Origin of the sequence: Pelagibacterium montanilacus (assembly GCF_003992665.1) — a bacterium.
In the GTDB taxonomy this organism is placed as follows: domain Bacteria; phylum Pseudomonadota; class Alphaproteobacteria; order Rhizobiales; family Devosiaceae; genus Pelagibacterium; species Pelagibacterium montanilacus.
Genome location: NZ_RZMX01000008.1, coordinates 93167 through 114307 on the forward strand (window position 1 = coordinate 93167; position 21141 = coordinate 114307).

Consider the following 21141-nt stretch of genomic DNA (forward strand, 5'->3'; position numbering starts at 1 on the left):
CCTTAACTGTTGTCTTCCTGGTCTTCGCGCACCGTCGGGCGCACGGCGACGTATTGGGGAACGCGCATATCGATCAGATCAAGATCCCGATCGAGCAGAAGGTGATCGCGGTGATAGGCATCGAGCCTGTCGAGCGCCGCGACGACGCCGGTTTCGGGAAGCTGGACCCGCAGGCCGGTGTAATAGATGAGGTCCCAACGCCGATCGGCGATCCGGCTGAGGGCGGCCAACTCCTGGGTGAGGTCGGGGAACCGTTCCATGAGGTTGATCATGGGCAGCGCATCGTCGGCCGCGCCCTCCCCGATCACGAGCGTCAGATCGCCATTGGCAAAGCTCGCCGGCGCGATGGGCGTGCCGCGGGCATCGACCAGCATGGTGCGCCCGTCGATCCGCCAGCGGGCGACCGGCGTCTTCTCGGTGATGGTGACATCGATGGAGTCCGGGTAGATCCGGCGGATGGTGGCGGCGTCGACCGAGGGGATCTCCTCGATCCGGAGCCGCGCCGCTTCCACGTCATAGGTGAGCGTGGTGCCCACATCCTCGAGCGCGAGGGCACGCACGATGTCGGCTTCCCGTGTCAGGGCCTGACCCGAGATTTCGATTTCGGCAATGGCAAAGCCGTTGCTGGCTGCCACGGACTCGGCCACCTCGCCCGCCGAGGCGAAACCGGCAGCGACCTCTTCGCGCAGCACATAGGCCGCGCCGATCAGCCCGGCCAGCGCCAGAGCGAGCAGGATGCGGGTTGCGAGGCGCCGATGCAGCACCCAGAGGTGCCCGACACTGACCAGCATGCTGCGCCGGCGCAGGATTGCGGGCAGAGGCGAGGATTTTCCGCGCGGCATCAGCGCCCGCCCGGTCCCCTTGGCGGGAACGAAGGGCTGGATCGGCTTGATGCGGGGCCGGGCGATCTGGGGTGATGGCGCGCCGGGGCGGCGGTCCACAACCGGCACCGCCGGTTCGAACTGATCGCGCCTTACCTGTTGCAACTCGCGTCCTCCACCATCCAGCTCACAAGCTCTTCGAACGAATGCCCCGCGAGCGCCGCGAGTTCGGGCACGAGCGACGTCTCGGTCATGCCCGGCTGGGTGTTGATTTCCAGGCAGACCAGTTCGCCATCATCGCCACCGCGCGGGTCGTAGCGGAAGTCGGATCGACTCACTCCGCGGCAGCCCAGCGCGGCATGCGCCTTGAGAGACAACTTTTGAACTTTTTCGTAAATATTCGGTGAAACCGGCGCGGGAAGGATGTGCCGGGACCCGCCAGAAGCGTATTTCGCCTGATAGTCGTAAAAGGCCAGATCGGTGACGATCTCGGTTACCCCGAGCGCCACGTCTCCCATCACGGCGCAGGTAAGCTCGCGCCCGGGGATGAAACGCTCGACCATGAGGATGTCGTCGCCGTCCCAGTCCTCGCGCAGGATTTCCTGGGGCGGGTGCTCCTGACCCTGCTTGACGATGAAGACGTTGACGCTCGACCCGTCCTGGACCGGCTTGACCACATAAGGGGGCTCCATCAGGTGCCCGCTGGCGATCTCGCGGCGATGGGCGATGGTGTGGTCGGTCACAGGAATGCCGGCGGCCTTGAACATGACCTTGGCCTGGTGCTTGTCCATGGCCAGCGCGGAAGCGAGAACGCCCGAATGGGTATAAGGGATCGAGAGGAGTTCGAGCATGCCCTGCACCGTGCCGTCTTCGCCGAACCGCCCGTGCAGGGCGTTGAACACCACGTCGGGCGCAAGCTCGGAGAGGGTGAGGGCAATGGAGCGGTCCACGTCGATCTCGGTGACGCGATAGCCGGCATTGCGCAGGGCCGTTGCACAGGTCGCGCCCGACCGCAGCGAAACCTCGCGCTCATGGGACCATCCGCCCTTGAGGACCGCAACGTGCTTTGTCATGTCGACCGGCTCCGTTTCACTTGAAGGTGTTTCAATCAGAATTTCCGGGTGTCTGCGCCGGGGCGGAGAATGGCTCTAGACCACACCGGGAAACACGTCCCCGTCCAGAAACTCGCGCACCTCGTGGCCCGGCGCGAACAGGCCCATGCGGCGGATCTCCCAGTCGAGCGCAATACCGTGGCGGTCGCGGACCTTGCCGCGCACCGTCTCGCCGAGCGTTTCGATGTCTTGGGCCGTGGCCGCATCGAGGTTCAAAAGAAAATTGGTGTGCAGTTCCGAGACCTGCGCATCCCCGATCCGCAGCCCGCGGCAGCCGGCTTCGTCGACCAGCCGCCAGGCCGAATGGCCCTCGGGGTTCTTGAAGGTCGAGCCACCCGTGCGCCCGCGGGTGGGCTGTGTGGATTCGCGCTTTTCGGTGATCTCGCGCATGCGGGCGAGGATCTCGTCCTTCTCGCCCGGGGCGCCCTCGAACTCGGCCCGGGTGTAGATGACGCCGGCGGGACCGTCCGAATGGCGGTAGCTGTAAGCCATATCGGAATTGGTGAGCTCGACCACCCTGCCCTGCCGCGTGACCCCGCGCAGGGAGACGACCCGCTCGCGGGTCTCGGTGCCATAACACCCCGCGTTCATGTAGAGCGCGCCCCCCACGGCACCGGGAATGCCCCGGAAAAAGGACAGCCCGTCGATCCCCGCATTGGCGGCGGCGGTGGCGATCTTGACGTCGGGTACCCCCGCGCCGACGCTCAGGCGGGTTTCACCCACAATTTCGACGCCGCCGAAGGCCTTGGCGGTCAGCCGGATCACGACGCCTTCGATCCCGCCATCGCGGATCAGAAGGTTCGAGCCCGAGCCAATGACAGTGACCGGGATCTCGGCGGGAAGCTGCTCTAAAAAGGCCATAAGGTCGGCCTCGTCGGCGGGCTCATAGTAGAGCTGGGCCGGCCCGCCGACGCGGAACCAGGTGACTTCGGCCAGCCGCCGGTTGGGCGTAAGCGTGCCGCGGATGTCGGCCGTCCAGGGGCCGAGCGTACCCAGAAGATCGGGAAAGCTCATGCCGAAGCCTTTTGCGCGGCATCGCGGACCGCCTGGAGTTCGGCGGGCATGGCATTGGCCCATTGAGTGATGTTGCCGGCGCCCAGAAAGACGACATAGTCTCCGTCGGCGGCGCGTTCGGACAGGATCGATGCCAGACCATCGGCGCCCTCGACCACCTGGGCATCGCGATGGCCCCGGGCGCGCAGACGCGCGACCAGCTCGGCGTTCGAGACACCCTCCAGTGGAGTTTCGCCCGCGGCATAGACGGGCGCGACGAAGACGGTATCGGCATCGTAGAAACAGGCGGAGAACTCGTCGAAAAGGTCCTTGAGCCGCGAATAGCGGTGCGGCTGGACCACGGCGATCACGTCGCGGCGCGCGGACTGGCGCGCGGCACGCAGCACCGAGGAGATCTCGACCGGATGGTGGCCGTAATCGTCGATGATCTTGACGCCCTCGACCGTGCCGGTGAGCGTGAACCGGCGCTTGACCCCGCCGAAGCCCTTGAGGCCCTTGCGGATCATGTCCGGGGCAACGCCGAGCTGGTGGGCGACCGCGATCGCGGCGGTGGCGTTGAGCGCATTATGGATGCCGGGCATGGGCAGCTCGAGCCCATCGATCCGGTTCTCCTCGCCCGTGACGCGATCACGGATGATCACCGAAAAATGGGTGGTGCCATTATTGGCCTCGACATCGACGAGCCGCACGTCGGCCTGCTTGTTCTGGCCGTAGGTGATGACGCGGCGGTCTTCGATCTCGCCCACCAGCCCCTGCACGGTGGGATGATCGAGGCACATGACGGCAAAGCCGTAGAACGGCACGTTCTCGACGAAATGGACGAAGGCGCGCTTGACCCCGTCGAAATCCTTGTAGTGGTCGAGATGCTCGGCATCGATATTGGTGACCACGGCGACGTCAGCGGGCAGCTTGACGAACGTGCCGTCGCTCTCGTCGGCTTCCACCACCATCCAGTCGCCCTGCCCCAGCCGGGCATTGGTGCCATAGGCGTTGATGATGCCGCCATTGATGACCGTGGGATCGAGATCCCCGGCATCGAGCAGCGCCGCCACGATCGAGGTCGTGGTCGTCTTGCCATGAGTGCCGCCGATGGCGATGGCGTTCTTGAAGCGCATGATCTCGGCGAGCATCTCGGCGCGGCGCACGACCGGCAGGCCGCGGGCGCGGGCTTCGGCGAGCTCGGGATTGTCCTTGCGGATGGCAGAGGAGATGACGATCACCGCAGCGTCATCGAGGTTCTCGGCGCGCTGGCCGATCTCCACATGGATGCCCATGTCGCGCAGGCGCTGGACATTGGGATTGAGCGCCATGTCCGAACCGCGCACGGTATAGCCCTGGGTGTGGAGCACTTCGGCAATGCCGCTCATGCCGATCCCGCCGATCCCGACGAAATGCACAGGACCGATTTCGCGTGGCATCTTCATGAATTGGGCCTTTCGGAGGTCTTGTCCGCGATGCGCTCGACAAAGTCGGCAAGGCGCTCGACGGCATCGGCACGGCCCAGCGCGCGGGCGGCCTCTGCAGCATCGGTGAGCCGGCGCGGGGTGGTCAACAGTTCGTGAAGCTGGGTGCCAAGAGATTGCGGTGAAAGCGTGGCCTCGTCGGCCAGCCACGCCGCCCCGGCCTTCTCGGCGATCGCCGCGTTGGCGCGCTGGTCCTGGTCGAGCGAACCGGGCAGCGGCACGAGGATCGCCGGCCTGCCGATGACCGTCAGCTCGGCCACGCTAGAGGCGCCCGAGCGGGACACCACGAGATGGCTCTGGGCGATCCGGCTGGGCAGGTCGGGGAAAAAGGCCGCGAGTTCAACATTGATCCGGGCCTGGCGATAGGCCTCGGTGACCCGATCGAGATCCTCTGGCCGGCACTGCTGGGTGACCAGCAGGCGCCGGCGCAGGGCTTCGTCGAGCCCGGCCAGCGCGGGCGGCACGATATCGGAGAAGGCGCGCGCGCCCTGGCTGCCGCCGAACACCAGAAGGCGGATCTCGCCGCCCTGGGTGGGCGTGGGATAGGGCATGTCGGCCGCCGCGCGGACCATGTCGCGCACGGGATTGCCGGTCACCGCCCGGGCGGCGGAGAATTTGTCGGCGTGCCGGGTGTCCTCGAAGGTCAGCGCCAGGCCGTCGGCAAAGCGCGCCAGCGCCCGGTTGGCCCGCCCGAGCACCGCGTTCTGCTCGTGCAGGACGCCAGGAATGCCCAGCAGCGATGCGGCGAGGAAGGGCGGGAAGACCGGATAGCCCCCGAAGCCCACGACAGCGTCCGGGCGCATGCGGCGCAGCATGCCCAGCGCCTTGCCCACCCCCCCGGTGATGGTCATCCCGGCGCGCAGGAACTTGAGGGGGTTGCGGATAGAAGGGGTCGCGGCCGGCACGACGTGGATCGCGCGCGCGGGGAACTCCCCGCCATACTGGGTGACACGCTTGTCGGTGATCAGCTCGACCGCGTGGCCGCGGCGCCCCAGTTCCTGGGCCAGCGCAAGGGCGGGAAACAAATGCCCGCCGGTGCCGCCGGCCATCAATGCGAATGTGCTCATGAGGCCTCTGTGCGCAATGCGCTGCGAATGGGCAAGCCCGAGGCGAAGGTTTCTTCGGGCTTGCGCCGGGTGAGCGCCAGCAGCAGCCCCATGGCGAACGCGATCGCGATCATCGAGGTGCCGCCATAGGAGATGAAAGGCAGCGTCATGCCCTTGGGCGGGATGAGGTTGAGGTTCACCGTGAGGTTGATGGCCGCCTGCACGCCGAACTGGATGGCGATGGCGCTGGCGGCAAGCCGGTTAAAGAGATTGTGCTGCTTTTGCGCCTGAACCAGCGCGCGCAGCACGATAAAGGCGATCAGTCCCACAAGGACGAGGCAAAAGAGGATGCCGAATTCATTGGCGCCGGCGGCGAAGACGAAATCGGCGTGGGCGTCGGGCAGATAGCGGCGGGCGATCCCCTCGCCCGGCCCCTTGCCGAACCAGCCGCCCTCGAGCACGGATTCCAGCGCGCGCTCGGCCTGGTAATTGTCGCCCGTCTCGGGATTGACGAAGGCGTCGATGCGGCGTGCCACGTGCGGAAAAAAGAGATAGGCCACCCCGACGAGCACGATCGCGCTCGCGCCCATGATCCCGATGATCCACCAGGAAATACCCGAGAGGAAAAGCAGCGCGCCGTAGCTGATGACCACCAGCGCGGATTGGCCCACATCAGGCTGCAGGATCAGCAGGGACACGATGAGGCCCAGAAGCCCGATGGCGAGTAGGTGACCGGGCACATCCCCGCGCTTCATCTGCTCGGAGACCAGCCATGCGGCCATGATCGCAAAGGCGGGCTTGACGAACTCGGAGGGCTGGACCGACTGGCCCATGAAGGAAATCCAGCGCCGCGCGCCCTTGACCTCGACCCCGTAGCGCAGGGTCAGCGCCATCAGGACGACGCCGCCGGCAAGCATCGCGAGCGCGCCGATGCGGACCCAGCGCGCGTTGAACAGAGAGGCCACGATCATCACGGTGATGGCGGGCAGGATGAACAGCGCGTGGCGCTGCACGAAATGCCAGGGGCCCAGCCCGATGCGTTCGGCGACCGGGGGGCTGGCGGCAAAACTCAGGAGCAGCCCGAACGCCATGAGCGCGCAGAGCGCGAACAGCATTTCGCGATCGACCGTCCACCACCATTCGGCCAGCGGCGTTTTGCGTTCGCGGGAAAACAGGGCGTCAAAAGCAACCAAGGGACCACTCCGGGAACTCTATACCGTGGCGGTACGCGCCACCTGCCCCTTGCGCGATGAGAGCCATACGCAGAGTCGCAGAATGCGAAAATACACCCAAAGAAGTTACTATTTCGCAACCATAGCAAGCAGCCGACAGGGCGTTTCCAAGAAGGTGGAATCGCTATCTCTTTGAAAGAACTCAGCGAGTAGCCACTGGCCTTCTCAAGGGACGGATTGTGGTGTATCGAATGGTTCCCGAAGGCGGATCGGAAAGCTCATGCGCGCGCCTACTCATTCCAAGCAAGGCGAGCGCCTGCGCGCTCTCCAGAGCTACGACATCCTCGATACCGATCGCGAAGCGGAGTTCGACGACATCGTCAAGCTCGCCGCTTCGATCTGCGAAGCCCCGATTTCCGTGGTCAATCTGATCGACGCGGAACGCCAGTGGTTCAAGGCCGAAACCGGGCTGGGCGTGCGCGAAACCCCGATCGATACCTCGATCTGCGCCCATGCGATCCTCGAGAATGATTTCGTGGAAATCCCCGATACGCTCGCCGATCCCCGGCTCGCGGACAATCCACTGTGTACCGGCGAGGACGGATTGCGGTTTTACGCGGGCGCGCTTTTGACCAATGAAGACGGACTGCCGCTGGGCACGCTGTGTGTGCTCGACCGGCGCCCGCGCGAGTTGACCCCGCTCCAGCGCGATGCGATCCGGGTTCTGGCGCGCCAGGTGATGGCGCAACTGGATCTGCGCAGGTCGCTGACGATGGCCGAGACCCTGCGCAAGGAAGTCGACCATCGGGTGAAGAACTCGCTGCTTTCGGTGGCGGCCTATGCGCGCCTGCAGATTCGAGCCTCGCGCAGCGATGAGACCCGCATGGCGCTCGAGGCCGTGCATCTGCGCATCGCCGCCGTCTCGAACCTGCACGAGCTGCTCTACAAGACCGATTCCGGGCCCTATATCGATCTGGGCGCCTATGTGCGCAATCTCGGCCGGCATCTGGAATCGCTCGCCGCCGACGGCGTGGCGGTCGAGGTGGATGCAGAGCGGATCATCGTGGATTCGGACGAGGCCGCTGCCGTTGGCACGCTTGTCAACGAACTGGCCGCCAATGCCTTCAAGCACGCCTTCCCTGAAGGCCGGCAGGGCACGGTGAGCATATCGCTCAGGATCGTCGAGGACGGGCTGATCGAGTTGACCTGCGCCGATGATGGCGTGGGGTTCGGGGCGACCGAGGAACCCACGTCGGGGCTGGGACTGAAAGTTGCCCAGACCGTGTGCGGACAGCTCGGCTGCGAGCTCGAAATGCGGCTCAGCTCCGAGGGCGTCGCCGCGATCGCGCGGTTCGCGCCCAAGGCCGGCACCCGCCCCAACTGATCGGCTCATTTCCGGGGCGGACAACCGCCCGGCACGCAATCAGCGCAGCTTGAGTGAGCTCAGCCCGATCAGTGCCAGCACCATGGCGATGATCCAGAAGCGAATCACGATCTGGCTTTCGGTCCAGCCCAGATGCTCGAAATGATGGTGGATCGGGGCCATCTTGAATACCCGCTTGCCGGTAAGCCGGTAAGACGTGACCTGCACGATCACCGACACCGCCTCGAGCACGAACAGCCCGCCGACGATCGCCATGACGATCTCGTGCTTGGTCGCTACGGCGATCGTGCCGAGTGCGCCGCCCAGCGAGAGCGAGCCGGTGTCGCCCATGATGATCTGGGCGGGGGGGGCGTTGAACCACAAAAAGCCCAGACCCGCGCCGATCAGGGCGCCGCACACCACTGAGAGTTCGCCGGTGCCGGGCACGAAATTGAGGAACAGATAGTCCGAATAGACCTGGTTGCCCACCAGATAGGCGATGAGACCGAAGGCCGACGCCGCGATCATCACCGGCACGATGGCCAGCCCGTCGAGCCCGTCGGTGAGGTTGACCGAATTGCCCGCGCCCACGATCACGAAAGCACCGAAGACGAAGAAGAACAGGCCCAGATCGATCGCCACGTCCTTGACGAAAGGCAGCAGCAGCGAGGTGCCGTAGGGCTCCCCCGAGGTGAACGCGATCATCAGGCAGGCGGCAACGGCAATGGCGCTTTCGATAGCCAGCCGCTGTTTTCCGCCGAAGCCCTTGTGGTTCTGGTGCTTGACTTTGAGGTAGTCGTCATAGAACCCCACGAGCCCGAAGCCCGTGGTGACCAGAAGAACCGCCCAGACATAGATGTTGGAGAGGTCCGACCACAAAAGGATCGACGCCAGCGCGCCCGACAGGATCATGAGCCCGCCCATGGTGGGCTTGCCCTTCTTGGTCAGCAGGTGCCCGGCCGGCCCGTCCTCGCGAATCGGCTGGCCCTTGCCCTGGCGTATCCTGAGCGAATTGACCATTGACGGCCCGAACAGGAACACGAAAAACAGCGCGGTGATGATCGCCCCGCCGGTCCTGAACGAGAGGTACCGGAAGACGTTGAATACCGTGAAGGTGTCAGCGAATTGCTGGAGGAAATAGAGCATAACCGCGTTTCTCGACCGGTTCAGAACTGCTCGCGGATGCGGGCGACGAGCGCCCCGAGCTTCAGTCCGTTCGACCCTTTGACCATAACTGTATCGCCATAGGCAAGCGCGGCCAGCACCTGCCCCGCAATCTCGTGTGCACTGTGAGTCCAACCGGCAACAATCGAGGCCGGCAGCGCCTCGGCCAGCGCCCGCATATGGGGGCCGACCAGATAGACCGCGTCCGGACCGGCGGCGAGGACCGCGTCGGCGAGATCGCGGTGCATGGAATTAGCCTGGGGACCCAGCTCGAGCATATCGGCGAGCACCAGCACCTTGCGCCCGTCGCCCCGTGCGTGATGACTGAACACAGAAAGCGCGGCGCGCATGGAGGCGGGGTTGGCGTTGTAGCTCTCGTCGACCAGAACCAGCGGCCGCGGCTCCGGACCCAGGCGATGGGCCGCGCCCCGGCCCTCGGGCGGCGCGATGCCGGCAAGGGTGCGCGCGGCATCATCAGCCGCAATGCCGAGTTCGCGGGCCGCAAGGAGTGCCGCCACCCCATTGGACACCGCATGGCGCCCGGGCGCGGCAAGCGAGATCGCCAGGTCCAGCCCGTCGCCCGAAAGGCGCGCGGTGTTGCCCGAAGCCTGGGCGGCGTGGTCGCGAATCCGGACATCGGCGCCCTCGGCAAAGCCATAGGTGAGCACCCGCGCCCCAACGGCCCGGGCGGCATCGGTGAGACGCTCGGCGTAGTCGTGGTCGATGTTCAAAACCGCCAGACCGCCCGGCTCGAGCCCGTCAAAGATCTCGGCCTTGGCGTCGGCGATGCCGGCCACCGAGTCGAAAAATTCCAGATGGACCGGCGCGATGGCGGTGATGATGGCCACGTGCGGGCGAGCGATGCGCGAAAGCGGCGCGATCTCCCCGGGAGCGCTCATGCCCATCTCGAACACGCCGAACCGGGTGCCGGCGGGCATGCGGGCGACCATGAGCGGCACGCCCCAGTGATTGTTGAACGAGCGGATCGAGGCGTGGGTGGGCCCGTGCTGGGCAAGGACCGTGCGCAGGGCTTCCTTGGTCGAGGTCTTGCCCACGCTGCCGGTGACCCCGACGCAAGTGGCATCGGCGCGGGCGCGGGCGTGGCGGGCGAGCACCTCGAGCCCGGCGAGCGCGTCGGGCACGACGATCAGCGGCAGATTCCCGGACAACTCATCGGCCCGGCTTTGGCTGACGAGTGCGGCTTTTGCTCCGGCGGCGATGGCCTGAGCCACGAAATCATGACCGTCGAAGCGGTCCCCGCGAATGGCGACGAAAAGCGCGTCGGCGGGCACCTCGCGGGAGTCGATCGTGACCGCGCTCACCGGTCCGGCTGCGCAGTTGCGGGCTTGCCCGCCGGTGGCCGTGACGATCTCGTCGAGCGCGTAGAGAGCGGGGCCGGGTCCCGCCGCCGATAGGCTGTCCGCGCTCATCGCCCGAGCGCCTCGAGCACGGTTTCGTGGTCCGAGAAATGGCGCCGGGTCTTGCCCACGATCTGATAGTCCTCATGGCCCTTTCCGGCGACGAGGACCACGTCCCCCTCTTCCATGAGCGAGACCGCATGGGCGATGGCATCGGCCCGATCGGCGATCTCGATTGCGTCGGGAGCGGCCGCCACGATCTGGGAGCGGATGGCGTCAGCGTCCTCGGTGCGCGGATTGTCGTCGGTAACGATGACCACATCTGCGGCATCGTGGGCAATGCGGCCCATCTGCGGCCGCTTGCCGGGGTCCCGATCTCCGCCGCAGCCGAAGACGACGATCAGCCGGCCGCTGGCGAAGGGGCGAAGCGCCGCGATGGCCGTCTCGAGCGCATCGGGGGTGTGGGCGTAATCGACAAAGACCGCGCCGCGCGTGCCCACCCGATCGAGCCGGCCCTTGGCGCCCTCGAGACGTTCGAGCGCGGCAAGTGCGGTGGGCCCGGCCACGCCCGTGGCAATCGCAAGGCCCGCGGCAACCAGCGCATTGTCGACCTGGAAGCGCCCCACGAGCGGCAGGTGGAAGCTGAACGGCTCGCCAACGAGTTTGCCGGTGACGGTCTGGCCGAGCCCGTCGGGGGTGACCGATTCCACTTCGATATGGGCCCCGCCCTCCCCGACCGTCACCACCGTGGCGCCCTTGTCGAGCGCGGCATACATGAAGGGCTGGCCCTCGGGATTGGCGGCATCGACCACCGCCGTGGCTTCGGGCTCGAGAAGGTCGCGGAACAGCCGGAGCTTGGCGTCGCGATAGGCCTCGATGGTCTGGTGGTAGTCGAGGTGATCGCGGCTGAGATTGGTAAAGGCGACGGCGCGGAGCCTGACCCCGTCGAGCCGGCGCTGGTCGATGCCGTGGCTGGAAGCCTCGAGCGCGACGTGATCGATACCCTCGGCCTTGAGCGCGGCCAGCGCCCTGTGCAGCGACAGCGGGTCGGGCGTGGTCAATTCGCCCGGCACATGCCGGTCGCCCACCATCAGGCCGAGCGTGCCCAGACTCGCGCCGGTGATGCCGGCATGCGCCCAGATCTGGCGCACGAACGAGACGACGGACGTCTTGCCATTGGTGCCGGTGACCGCAACGCAGGTGTCGGGCTGGGGGCCGCTGACCAGCGCGGCGGCCTTTGCATAGGCGGCCCGGACATCGGCGAGAAGAACGGTGGGGACGCCCGGATCGGCTTCGGGCGCCTGATCGGTGACGATCACCACAGCACCACGGGCGACCGCGTCATGAGCAAAGACGATGCCATGACCGCGCGCGCCCGGCAGGGCGAAGAAGGCTTCGCCGTCGCCCACCAGCCGGCTGTCGGCGTTGATGCCCGAAATGGCCAGCCGGTCTTGCGGACCAGCGGCGTCTCCGAGCAGTTGCGCTAGAGTATGGGACACGACTCCTCCGTGCGACCGGGACCGCCGGCCTTTTACAGGTTCAGCCCAGCCGGCACCAGAGCCGCGTCAACCATGGGATCGGTATTGGGGCGAATGCCGAGCATGGGTGCGGCGCGGGCGACGATGCGCCCCGACATCTCACCCGCGTTCCAGCCCGCGGTGCGGCCCGACTGCTCGTTTTCGGCCTTGGGCTCGTCCACGAGCACGAACATGGCGTATTGCGGATCATCGAGCGGGAAGGCCGACGCAAAGAAGGCGGTGACGTTCTCGCTCGAATAGCGTCCGTCCACGACCTTTTCGGCGGTTCCGGTCTTGCCGCCCCAGCGGTAACCGTCCGCGATGCGGTTGGCGCGGCTGCCCGAGCCTTCGAGCGCATTGAGGCGCATGAGATAGCGGATCTGGTCGCTGGTGCGCTCGGAAACCACCTGCCGCGATCGCGCGCGCGCCTCCTCGGCGGTGCGGGGAAACAGGGTCGCCTCCATCAGATACCCTCCATTGACCAGAGAGGCCGTGGCGTTGAGCATCTGGAGCGGGGTAACGCTGAGCCCGTGACCGAACGAGATAGTCGCAGCCCCGACTTCCGAGAATTTGGCCGGTACGGTCGAGTTGGTGACTTCAGGCAGCTCGATTTTGGGGGTGCCCACGAAGCCCATCTTGTCGACGAAGGCCTGGAAGTTGTCCTTTCCCATGGCCTGCATCATTTTGATGGTGCCGATGTTGGACGAATATTTGTAGACCTCGGGCACCGAGAGCACCCGGTGCTTGCCGTGGAAATCGTCGATGGTGTAGCGCCCGAACCGCACGCCGAACCGCGCATCAACGGAATCGTTGAGCGAGATGGCGCCGCTTTCGAGGGCCGCGGCGAAGGTGATGGTCTTGAAGGTGGAGCCCGGCTCGAACTTGACCGCGGTCATGCGGTTGAAGCTGCCTTCCTCGAGCATGGTGGCCGGCGCGTTGGGGTCGAAATCGGGCAGCGACACCATGGCGATCACCTCGCCGGTGCGCACGTCCATGATCGCCCCGGCAGCGGCAATCGCCTGATAGCGCTCGAGCGCATCGCCCAGCTCGTCGTAAAGCACGTTCTGGATCCGCATGTCGATGGTCAGCTCGACCGGGGACATGGCGTTGCCCCGCGCCAGACCCAGATCCTGAAGCAGCGCGAGATTATCGTCGTCGAGGTGCTTTTCGACCCCGGCAATGCCGACATTGTCGATGTTGACCGCGCCCATGACGTGGGAGACCGCCGGGCCACCCGGATAAAAGCGCTTGCTCTCGGTGACGAAGTCGATGCCGGGGATGCCAAGGCGCAGGATACGCTCCTGCTGGCCGGGGGTCAGCTCGCGCGCCACCCAGACGAACCCGCGATCGCCCTCGAGCCGGTCGCGCAGCCAGGCACGGTCCAGATCGGGCAGAACGGTGCGCAGGGCGTCGGTCGCCTCGTCGACATCGAGAATGCGGCGCGGCTCGGCAAACAGCGAGGGAACCCGGATGTCGATAGCCATCTCCAGCCCATTGCGATCGAGGATCGGCGGGCGCGAGGCCATGATGGCGTCGCGCGCCTGGCCTTCGATCGAGGTATCGATCTCCAGACTGCCCAGCCAGACCAGCCGCCCCGCCATGATCGAGAAGACCAGCGCCACGATCACCATGGCCAGCCGGATCCGTCCGCCGGTGAGATTGCCGCGGACCTTGCGCGTGCCATCAAGGGCAATAGTGGCGTCGGTGGCGGTGATCGCGCTCAAAGGATGTCCTCCAGCAAGGCGGCTATGGGATCGTTGCCCTCCTCGATTTCCTGGAACAGGGCATTGAGGGCGTCGGTGTCGAGGCGCATTTCGGGGCGCATGGGAAGGTCTTCGAAGCGCCCGAACTGGCTGGCCTGCGCGACCTGGAGGTTGAGCACGTCATTGTGCCGGTCGACGATGGGCTGGATATGGGTGGGCTGGTTGAGCAGCGACCAGTCCGCCTTCAGGATCGAGAGATCGGCCTGCTGCTGGGCGATCGCCTGCTCGATCCGGGCCACTTCACCGGCGCTGCGCTCGGCCATGTGCTTTTGGGCATACACCCCGACCAGCGCCACGACCGCCGTGCAGGTGAGAATGAGGTTCAGCCTGCGAAGAAATGCGCTCATGCCGCACCCCTCTTGAAGCCGGGAACGCCGAGCCCCGTGCGATGAGCCTCACGCGCCGGAGCCGCCGTGCGGATGGCCGAGCGCAAGGTGGCGGAGCGGGCGCGCGGATTGCGCGCGAGCTCGGCCTGTCCGGCCTTTACCGGCTTGCGCACCGGCGCCCAGCACGGCTCGATCCGCGCGATCTGGGGCATGTGCCGCGAGACGGTGCCTGCGGACTTGGATGCATCAAAGAAGCGCTTGACGATCCGGTCCTCGAGCGAATGGAAGGTGACGACCGCAAGCCGGCCACCCTCGCCCAGCAGCCGCTCGGCCGCGAACAGGCCCGCGACGAGTTCGTCGAACTCGGAATTGACCGCGATGCGCAGGGCCTGGAAGGTCCGGGTGGCCGGATGCCCCCCGCCGGGCTTGCGTCCCACCGCGGATTCGATGACCCGAGCGAGCGTTAGCGTGTCGGTGATGGGCGCCTCGTTGCGCGCCGCGACGATGGCGCGGGCGATCCGGCGCGAGGCGCGCTCCTCGCCATAGGCAAAGATCAGGTTTCCAAGATCGGTCTCGGCCAGATCGTTGACCAGATCGGCGGCGCTGGTGTCGTCCTGCCCCATGCGCATGTCGAGCGGGCCGGCCTTGGCGAAGGAAAAGCCGCGCTCGGCCTGATCGAGCTGCATCGAGCTGACCCCGATATCGAGCACCACCGCGGAAATGTCCTCGCCCTCGGCGAGATCATCGAGGCTGGAGAACCGGCCGGAGGCGAAGCGGAAGCGATCGGGGAAAGCCTTGGCGAGCGCATCGGCCATGGGCGCGACACTCGGGTCGCGGTCGATGCCGATGACATGGGCGCCGGCCTCGAGCAGGGCACGGCTGTACCCCCCGGCCCCGAAGGTGCCGTCGACCACCCGCTCCCCGTCGCGTGTCCCGAGCGCGACAATCACCTCATCGAGAAGCACCGGCGCGTGAAGGGATCGATCTTGGGGACCGGTGTGCTCTCTCTCGCCCATCTACTCGTCTACTCACGCAAGGCGTCACAGGGACATGCGACCGGCTGAAAGGATCGCGGAAACCAAAGGCGGAACGCAGGGCGCCCGCATTGCGCAACATTGACTCCAAGGCTTTAAGATTTTGTTTCCCAAACCTTTGCGCGGTGGCAAAGGCCACGGCAAATCTAGGCCGCCAAGCCGATCTCGCAAATCCGTGAACGGTCCTTGGACCAGACGAGAGCGTGGCCATCATGCCATAAAAGCGGCATTCCATGGGGCAAGGCGATGGGGGTGGGGGCCATGTCCGGATACCAAACCAGCGCATCACCACCCTTGAGCCGCACGATGCACCCCATGGAATCCAGGCGCGGCACCACATGGGCGACCGTGCCATAGGCCCTCGGCACGCCCAGCTCGCAGACCATGACGTCCCCCCAGTCGGGCCGGATGGCCACGAGCCCGCAGCCGGCTTCGTCGATGCCATAGACGTACTGGAATGCCCTCATGCCCACGACAGGGCCCGGGCCGATGAGCCTGACCGGATCGTAGGGCAAGCCGGCCAGCGGGAAGTTTCGGGTTTCGACTTCTGGTGCGTGATGGTCGAAGGCGGACAGCGCGGCGTAGCCGACCGCGCCATAGCATCCCACCAGCAGGCCGAAGACGTCGGTGCTCTCGGACGGCAGGATGACCAGGCCGTTCGGCGAATCGAAATCGCAGATCGCGAGAGGCTGGGTATCGCCGGCGAAGGGCGGCTGTCCCGGCTCGCCGGTCCAGAGCCGTGCCATCAGCAGGCCGCGGTCGGTGGCCGAGATCAGGCGCCGGCCATCGGGGCTGACAACGAGCGGATGGCGCAATCTCGTGACCGGCCGAACGGCCCCGGTATCCCGCGCAACAAGCGCCGCACCATCATGGCCCGAGACGGCCAGGACATTGCCCGCCACCGAGCCGAGCAGGTCGCCGGCGGGCAGCGGGGCCGACAGCGTGATCGCGTGCAGGGCCATCCCCGAACCGGGCATCCAGTCGAGCTCGACCAGCCGGTTGGACGCCGCATCGTGGAACCATGAGATGATCGCGCCTTGGTGGGAAGCGACGGCGAGGCGGGCGAGGCCCCCCTGCCCGTCCAGCGCGCAGTCTTTCACGCGCCGTCTGCCGACCGACATGATTTGCCCCTCCAGAGCCCCGCGAACTCACATCCGGATGTGCACCGGCCCTCGTGGCTGCGCCATCCCCCGAACATGGGGGATGGCAAGCTGGGCTATGGGGGGAGTTGAAGATCACCAGTCGGCCTGTAAGCCGGGTTCTGTAAGGCCTGCGCCCGAAGGCGCAGACGTGGCGGCCATTCATCTGGGACGCCTGTTGCCAGACGCCTCGTGCAACCAACCCGGACGACAAGCTGAAGAAACACAGCCGAGGCAAAGCCTCCATCGTCCCTATTCGGTCTTGCTCCCGGTGGGGTTTACCGTGCGGCTCCCGTTGCCGGGCGCCCGGTGCGCTCTTACCGCACCCTTTCACCCTTACCCCGGCACGCCGGGGCGGTTTGCTTTCTGTGGCACTTTCCCTGGGGTCGCCCCCGCCGGACGTTATCCGGCACCGTGTTTCAATGGAGCCCGGACTTTCCTCCATGCCAAAGGCACAGCGGCCGCCCGGCCGACTGGTGACCGGTTCATCTAGTGGGTTTGCAGGCAAAGGGGAACAGTTTTTGCAGTGCGCGAACGCATCCGGACACAGCCGCGAACCGCTGGCTCAGGCGATCGCCGGCTTGAGGCCACGGGCCTGGGAAATCTCGCCATAAGCCGCGTTGATCGCCGCCATCTTGGTGGTAGCCAGGCCCATGAGTTCCTCGGGCACGCCCTTGGCGATCATGCGGTCGGGGTGATGCTCGGCAACAAGCCGCCTGTAGGTGCGCCGAAGCTCCTCGTCCGTGGCATCGGGGATCAGCCCGAGCACCGCGTAAGGGTCCCGCCGTCCGTTGGGCATGATGACGTGCTGGCGGGCGATCTGCTCGAATCGCACGTCATCGAACCCGAAGATGTCGCTGATCGCCTTGAGATAGGCGAGCTCCCGCTCATGGACGATGCCGTCGGCGGTGGCGATCTCAAAGAGCGCGTCAAGAACGTGCTCGAGGCTGGCGGGGCTGTCGATGAAGAGCTTGCGCACCTTGCGCGCATAGGTATCGAACCCGGCCACGTCCTGCTGGGCGAGCGCGAAAAAGCGCTCCACATGCTCGTCGGCGCCTTCGGGAATATCGACAAGCTTGTGGAAGGTCCGCATCTCGCGCGGGCTCACGATGCCGTCGGCCACCGCCATCTTGGCCGAAAGCGCGATGATCGACATGGTGAAGGCCGCATCACGTCCGCCAGGCATCCAGTTGTCGGGATCGAGGATAGCCGTTATGGACCCGGCGATCGAATCGCCAAGCGCACTGAGAAATGCTGCAATACGCTGCCAGATCGACATCGCTCGTTTCCTGTTCACGAAACAGACTATCGTGCAAACGGCCCTGGCAAAGAAGACATCGAGCCGCACCGGTCCAATAGGACGGGAACGGACGCAGGTGCAAGCGCAGCAATCGCTCATGTTTTATCCTTCCCGGCCTGTCCGCGACCCGTACTGGAACGCTCGTCCTGCGAAAACGGACTACCAGCGATAGTCGAAGGTGTCGTAGATGAACCCGAGCGGAGCCGATCCACCGTCATTGACGGGTCCGACGAGTTGGGCGCTTCCGCGGTCAACCTGATCTTCATAGACCCAGATGGTATCGCCATTGGCCGTGACCACCTCCACGAGCCCTTCGGCGCGCGGATCGAAATCCGGGCTGCTGTTGCTGGCATAGCCGGGCTCGGCGGTCAGTGGAGCAAGACGTTCGCGCTGCTCGCGGCTCATGAACTCCACCGAGCTGCCCGACGACTGGCCGTGGGCGGCGGCCGTGATCGCCTCGTAATCGGTGCGCGTTTCGACCTGACGGGGCTCGGCGACCGAGGCGGTCTGCACGGGCCGGGACGGCGCATCGGCCGGACGGGGGAGCGGGAGCGGCGGGATGGCGGCGACTTCCGTTGCCGACTCTGCCGGCGCGGGCGCCTGGGGGCGCTGGACGGGCGTGGCATCGGCGACAGCGGGCGGGGCCGCGGGTTCGGTATTATCCGAGCCGAGCGGTCGACCGTTGACGGTCACGATGGGACCATCGGCCACGGGAAACCCGGCCGCATCGACCACGCGCGAAGGTGCAGTCGCCTCGCGCTCGACCGGCTCGGGTTCGGGCGCCGGCACATGAACTTCGGCGACCTCCTGCTCGACTTCCGGCTGCGGCGCGGGCGCGGGACCGACCACATCGGCTGTTTCGCTCACTTCATCGGCAGGAGCTGTCGTTATGTAGGCGCGCTGGAGCGAATCGCGCTGCCACCAGCCGCTGGCAAAGGATACGGCAACCGCGAGCACCAGTGCGCCCGCCAGAGAATGTTTCGCAATCATCGTCATCCGTCCAAACTTTGCCCCGCACGATATCCATGCCCCATGATCATGGCGCGAGTTTGATGAATCGACGATGAACGGCGTGGTTAACCGTTGGTTGCAGCCGCGCTCAGGGCCGGATGCCCAGAAGGCGCGCGAGCGCCAAAACGAGGCTGGAGCGGTTGAGCGTATAGAAATGGAACTCGGTGACCCCCGAATCGAGAAGCTCGGTCACCTGCTCGGCTGCGACCGCGGCGGCGACCAGCGCGTGGGTTTCGGGGTCGTCGTCGAGCCCGTCGAACCGATCGGCCAGCCAATGGGGGACGTTCGCGCCGCATTTGGAGGCAAAGCTCGCGATCTGGCGGAACGAGTGGATGGGCTGGATGCCCGGGACGATGGGCGCGGTGATCCCGGCCTTGCGGGCGCGCTCGAGAAAGCGCCAGTAATCGGCGTTCTCAAAGAACATCTGGGTGATGGCGCGGTTGGCGCCTGCATCGAGCTTGCGCTTGAGGTTGTCGATCTCGGCGTCCCAGTCAGGGCTCTGGGGATGCTTTTCCGGATAGGCGGCGACCGAGATGTCGAAATCCCCGATCCGGCGCAGGCCGGCCACCAGATCGGCGGCGCCGGCATAGCCCTCCGGATGCGGCGTGAAAGGCTGGCCGACGCCCTCGGGCGGATCCCCGCGCAGGGCGACGATGCTGTTGACCCCGGCTTGGGCGAAGCCGCGAACGACGGTGTCGACTTGCTCGCGGCTCGCGCCGACGCAGGTGAGGTGGGCAGCGGCGGGCACCCCCGATTCGGCGGTGATGCGCGAGACCATGCGCAAGGTGCGCTCGCGGGTCGTGCCCCCTGCCCCGTAGGTGACCGACACGAAGCGCGGGCCCAGCGGCGCGAGGCGCTCGAGACTGTCCCAGAACCGCGCCTCCATGGCGTCGGTCTTGGGCGGAAAGAATTCAAAGCTCACAGCCAGCGGCGGGCGGGCTGTCTCGGGCTGGCGGCTGAGCCGCTCTCCAGCGTTGGGTGTCACGCCGTGGTCTCCATTCCTGTCTCGGGTTCGAGCTGCCAGAGGCAGACGGTCAGCCCGTCCGCACGTTCCGGAGCGATGGTCTGCACTCTTGTGAGGGTGAGCCCTGCATCGGCGGCCCAGACCTCCATTTGCGCGGACGAAAGGCCCAGACGCCGGTGCGCCTGCTCCGTCCTGAGAAATTCGAGCGCGTGGGGCGCGAAATCGATGATCAGCATCGCCCCGCCCGGCCGCAGGCAGCGCGCGGCGCTGGCGAGCGCAATGCCGGGATCATCGAAATAGTGCAGGACCTGGTGAATGACCACCCGGTCGGCCTGCCCGCGATATTCCTCGAGCGCCTCGATGTCCCCATGCCGTATGCGGGCATGGGCAAGCCCGGCGCTCTCGAGCTTGCTGCGGGCCAGGGCCAGCATTTCCCGGCTGGCATCGACGCCCACCGCCTGCTCGTAGCGGCCCGCAAGCAGCTCCAGCATCCGTCCGGTGCCGGTGCCCAGATCAAGCAGCATGGGCACGGGGCCCGAAGGCATGGAGGCCAGAATGGCCGCTTCCACCGCGGCGTCGGGCGCATGGAGCGAGCGCAGGCGATCCCAGCTCGGCGCGATATCGGCGAACCACGCATCGGCCTGGGCCTTGCGCTGGGCCCGCACCCGCGCGAGCTTGGCGCGATCCGCTGCGAGATCGGCAGCGTCGGGGTCCATGGCGCCGCCAATCCAGTCGAGCAGCGCCCTTGCCACCCCCCCATCGGCCAGCCGGTAATAGGCCCAGGCGCCCTCGGCGTGGCGGGTGATCAGGCCGGCGTCGGCCAGAAGCTTGAGGTGGCGGGAGACGCGGGGCTGGCTCTGCCCCAGGATCTCGGTGAAATCCTTGACCGAGAGCTCTCCTTCATGGAGCAGCGCGAGCAGCCGCAGGCGGGTGGTCTCGCCAGCCGCCTTGAAACATGCCACGATGTTCGCCGGGAGCGTTGCCACCGCGATACCCTCACGCTTTTCGTCAGGGGCATAAAGATATCTTTATATCCCTTGCGTCAAGTCCGGGATTGCAGGGGCACAGGGGGATTTGTGGCGATCTGCGCGCAACAAGCACGCTCACCGGGTCTTGACCGAGGCCCACTTCTTTAGCCAAGAATGGAATGCTGCGTTTGATTTGATCACGATGTCGTGTAAGCAGTATTTGTACTTAGAGACTTTTCAGTGGCGAGTTCCGCGGGGGTGGATCGCATGAGCTTAGTTAACCTGCAAGTGCAGGACGATTATCCAGACACAGATTCCCTGACCTTTTCAGCTCTGGCCGATCCGGTGCGTCGCGACATTGTTGCGCGACTGGCCGCAGAGGGCCCGATGACTGTCGGCAAGCTCAGCGAGCCGTTCCAGATCAGCGCTCCGGCAATTTCCCGGCATCTGTCCATACTGGAACGTGCGGGGATGATCCGCCGCAGCGTGGACAGGCAATGGCGCGTCTGCATGCTGGTGGCCAATGGGCTCGAGGGCCCGCGGGACTGGCTCGAAACCGTGCTGTCCAAGGCCGCTTTGCAGGATGAAGACGCCTGACCCGACCGG

19 protein-coding genes and 1 other RNA gene are annotated in these 21141 nt (G+C 66.2%); 2 read left to right on the forward strand and 18 right to left on the reverse strand.

Going from position 1 to position 21141, the window contains the following annotated elements:
- Window positions 1-2: 2 nt before the first annotated feature.
- From EO136_RS02615 to EO136_RS02640, 6 genes are all read right to left on the reverse strand, one after another.
- A complete protein-coding gene (locus EO136_RS02615; protein WP_127142916.1) occupies window positions 3-986 on the reverse strand; it encodes a cell division protein FtsQ/DivIB in 984 nt (327 codons plus the stop codon).
- Window positions 974-1894, reverse strand: coding sequence for a D-alanine--D-alanine ligase (locus EO136_RS02620; protein WP_127142917.1), 921 nt, complete (start codon window positions 1892-1894; stop codon window positions 974-976). Before EO136_RS02620 ends, EO136_RS02615 begins: the two co-directional genes overlap by 13 nt.
- Window positions 1895-1969: 75 nt before the next feature.
- Window positions 1970-2947, reverse strand: coding sequence for a UDP-N-acetylmuramate dehydrogenase (murB, locus tag EO136_RS02625; protein ID WP_127142918.1), 978 nt, complete (start codon window positions 2945-2947; stop codon window positions 1970-1972).
- A complete protein-coding gene (gene murC / locus EO136_RS02630) occupies window positions 2944-4371 on the reverse strand; it encodes a UDP-N-acetylmuramate--L-alanine ligase (protein ID WP_127142919.1) in 1428 nt (475 codons plus the stop codon). The genes murB and murC overlap by 4 nt, the downstream gene beginning before the upstream one ends.
- Window positions 4368-5477, reverse strand: a complete 1110-nt coding sequence (gene murG / locus EO136_RS02635; RefSeq protein ID WP_127142920.1) for an undecaprenyldiphospho-muramoylpentapeptide beta-N-acetylglucosaminyltransferase — start codon at window positions 5475-5477, stop codon at window positions 4368-4370. The genes murC and murG overlap by 4 nt, the downstream gene beginning before the upstream one ends.
- The gene (locus EO136_RS02640) at window positions 5474-6631 is read right to left on the reverse strand and encodes an FtsW/RodA/SpoVE family cell cycle protein (protein ID WP_127143067.1); all 1158 of its coding nucleotides are present in this window, start codon (window positions 6629-6631) and stop codon (window positions 5474-5476) included. Before EO136_RS02640 ends, murG begins: the two co-directional genes overlap by 4 nt.
- Window positions 6632-6908: 277 nt before the next feature.
- Here EO136_RS02640 and EO136_RS02645 point away from each other — a divergent pair, with 277 nt between their 5' ends.
- On the forward strand, window positions 6909-8012 hold the full coding sequence (locus tag EO136_RS02645) for a sensor histidine kinase (protein WP_127142921.1): 1104 nt from the start codon (window positions 6909-6911) through the stop codon (window positions 8010-8012).
- A gap of 39 nt (window positions 8013-8051) precedes the next feature.
- Here the strand turns inward: EO136_RS02645 and mraY are convergent, their stop codons facing one another.
- The 12 genes from mraY to EO136_RS02705 all read right to left on the reverse strand — a co-directional run bounded on the left by mraY (window position 8052) and on the right by EO136_RS02705 (window position 20529).
- Window positions 8052-9137 carry a phospho-N-acetylmuramoyl-pentapeptide-transferase gene (gene mraY, locus EO136_RS02650; protein ID WP_127142922.1) on the reverse strand — a complete coding sequence of 362 codons (1086 nt, stop codon included), beginning with the start codon at window positions 9135-9137 and terminating at the stop codon, window positions 8052-8054.
- 20 nt (window positions 9138-9157) lie between these two features.
- A complete protein-coding gene (locus EO136_RS02655) occupies window positions 9158-10585 on the reverse strand; it encodes a UDP-N-acetylmuramoyl-tripeptide--D-alanyl-D-alanine ligase (RefSeq protein ID WP_127142923.1) in 1428 nt (475 codons plus the stop codon).
- Entirely contained in the window at window positions 10582-12012 is a 1431-nt protein-coding gene (locus EO136_RS02660) for a UDP-N-acetylmuramoyl-L-alanyl-D-glutamate--2,6-diaminopimelate ligase (protein ID WP_246018246.1), read from the reverse strand. The genes EO136_RS02655 and EO136_RS02660 overlap by 4 nt, the downstream gene beginning before the upstream one ends.
- A gap of 32 nt (window positions 12013-12044) precedes the next feature.
- Window positions 12045-13754, reverse strand: a complete 1710-nt coding sequence (locus EO136_RS02665) for a peptidoglycan D,D-transpeptidase FtsI family protein (protein WP_342773394.1) — start codon at window positions 13752-13754, stop codon at window positions 12045-12047.
- Complete coding sequence (gene ftsL, locus EO136_RS02670) at window positions 13751-14140, reverse strand: cell division protein FtsL (protein ID WP_127142924.1); 390 nt, start codon at window positions 14138-14140, stop codon at window positions 13751-13753. Before ftsL ends, EO136_RS02665 begins: the two co-directional genes overlap by 4 nt.
- Window positions 14137-15135 carry a 16S rRNA (cytosine(1402)-N(4))-methyltransferase RsmH gene (rsmH, locus tag EO136_RS02675; RefSeq protein WP_127142925.1) on the reverse strand — a complete coding sequence of 333 codons (999 nt, stop codon included), beginning with the start codon at window positions 15133-15135 and terminating at the stop codon, window positions 14137-14139. The genes ftsL and rsmH overlap by 4 nt, the downstream gene beginning before the upstream one ends.
- A gap of 164 nt (window positions 15136-15299) precedes the next feature.
- Window positions 15300-16274 (reverse strand): WD40 repeat domain-containing protein, encoded by a 975-nt coding sequence (locus EO136_RS02680; RefSeq protein WP_127142926.1) that lies wholly within the window; start codon window positions 16272-16274, stop codon window positions 15300-15302.
- A 113-nt stretch (window positions 16275-16387) separates the two neighbouring features.
- An RNA gene (rnpB, locus tag EO136_RS02685) (RNase P RNA component class A) lies at window positions 16388-16769 on the reverse strand.
- 88 nt (window positions 16770-16857) lie between these two features.
- Window positions 16858-17571 carry a TerB family tellurite resistance protein gene (locus EO136_RS02690; RefSeq protein ID WP_127142927.1) on the reverse strand — a complete coding sequence of 238 codons (714 nt, stop codon included), beginning with the start codon at window positions 17569-17571 and terminating at the stop codon, window positions 16858-16860.
- A gap of 180 nt (window positions 17572-17751) precedes the next feature.
- On the reverse strand, window positions 17752-18582 hold the full coding sequence (locus EO136_RS02695; protein ID WP_127142928.1) for a hypothetical protein: 831 nt from the start codon (window positions 18580-18582) through the stop codon (window positions 17752-17754).
- 109 nt (window positions 18583-18691) lie between these two features.
- Window positions 18692-19588: a methylenetetrahydrofolate reductase [NAD(P)H] gene (gene metF, locus EO136_RS02700; protein ID WP_127142929.1), complete on the reverse strand. Its 897-nt coding sequence runs from the start codon at window positions 19586-19588 to the stop codon at window positions 18692-18694.
- A complete protein-coding gene (locus EO136_RS02705; RefSeq protein ID WP_246018247.1) occupies window positions 19585-20529 on the reverse strand; it encodes an ArsR/SmtB family transcription factor in 945 nt (314 codons plus the stop codon). Before EO136_RS02705 ends, metF begins: the two co-directional genes overlap by 4 nt.
- Before the next feature lie 273 nt (window positions 20530-20802).
- On the opposite strand from EO136_RS02705, the gene EO136_RS02710 reads away from it, so the two are divergent.
- Window positions 20803-21132: an ArsR/SmtB family transcription factor gene (locus EO136_RS02710; RefSeq protein WP_127142930.1), complete on the forward strand. Its 330-nt coding sequence runs from the start codon at window positions 20803-20805 to the stop codon at window positions 21130-21132.
- The last annotated feature ends 9 nt before the right edge of the window (window positions 21133-21141 follow it).